At 63.6% G+C, this 1,116-nt stretch carries 2 protein-coding genes; both read left to right on the top strand.

What is annotated here, in order from left to right:
- The coding region (locus tag VFZ66_09345; GenBank protein HEX6289383.1) for a hypothetical protein at window positions 1–878 on the top strand (878 nt) is incomplete at its 5' end.
- Window positions 879–881: 3 nt separating this feature from the next.
- The coding region (locus VFZ66_09340) for an FHA domain-containing protein (GenBank protein HEX6289382.1) at window positions 882–1,116 on the top strand (235 nt) is incomplete at its 3' end.

Below are 1,116 nucleotides of genomic sequence, written 5' to 3'. Positions count from 1 at the left end.
AAGCGGTGATCCACCGCAATCTCCTGCTCTTTCGCGGAGCACGGTATCTGTGGTGGTCGCTGAGCTTGCTCGTGATCTCCGGCGTGCTCTACGCCACCCAGGGCACGGTGCAACCGCCGAACGGCGGCACGTGGCAGGGCTACGTGCTCGGCTCGATCGGCGCGCTGCTCATCGTCTGGCTCACGTTTCTCGGCATTCGCAAGCGCGCCTATCGATCGACGATGGGCAGCATGCAGGGCTGGACCTCGGCCCATGTCTACCTGGGTACGGCGCTGCTCATCATCGCGACGCTGCACGCCGGCTTCCAGGTCGGCTGGAATCTGCACACGCTCGCTTACATTCTGATGTGCGTCGTGATTGCGAGCGGCTTCTTCGGCCTCTACAGCTATCTCAACAATCCGGAGCTGATCTCGAAGAACCGCGAAGGCGGCAGCCGCGCGGTGTTGTTTGCGGAGCTGTTCGAGCTGGACAAGGAATCCCGCTCGCTGGCGCAGAAGTGCGCGCCGGAAGTCGGTATTGCCGTAGCCAGCAGCATCGAGCGCACGACGCTTGGCGGCGGCGTTTATGCGCAACTGTTCAGCCGTGACGATTCGTTCTTCGTGCGCGGCGCGGGAGCGCCGGTACGCAACACGGACCAGCAGGCCGTTGTCGACTTCGTAGCGGAGCGGTTGCCGCGTGCACAGAAGGGCATCGAGGCAGCGAATCTCCAGCAGCTGATCGTATTGCTGTGTCGGCGGCAGGCCGTTCTGCGCCGCATCCGCCGCGATATCCGGTTACGCGGCTGGCTGCAGATCTGGCTGTACTTTCACATTCCAGTGACGTTCGCGCTGCTGTTCGCGCTCGTGGTGCACATCGTGTCGACCTTCGTCTACTGGTGATGCATGGAAGCGCTGCTGCGAGAACTACACCAGGGCCCCGACGGAATACCCGAGTACCGTGACACGGAGATCTCCGGCGCCGAGCTGACGATCGGCAGCGCCGCGGATCAGCGCATCCAGCTGCTTGGTCGCGCGGTCGCGCCCGAGCACGCCGTCATCCGCAAATCCGGCTCGAAGCTGGAACTGAGTTGTCGCAGCGGGCAGCGTGTCAGCATCAATGGCGAACAGCGCAGCTCTG

It is taken from the genome of Herpetosiphonaceae bacterium (assembly GCA_036374795.1).
GTDB lineage: Bacteria > Chloroflexota > Chloroflexia > Chloroflexales > Kallotenuaceae > LB3-1.
Note: the sequence above shows the minus strand (reverse complement) of the source record. Positions and strands in the feature narration are given on the sequence as shown.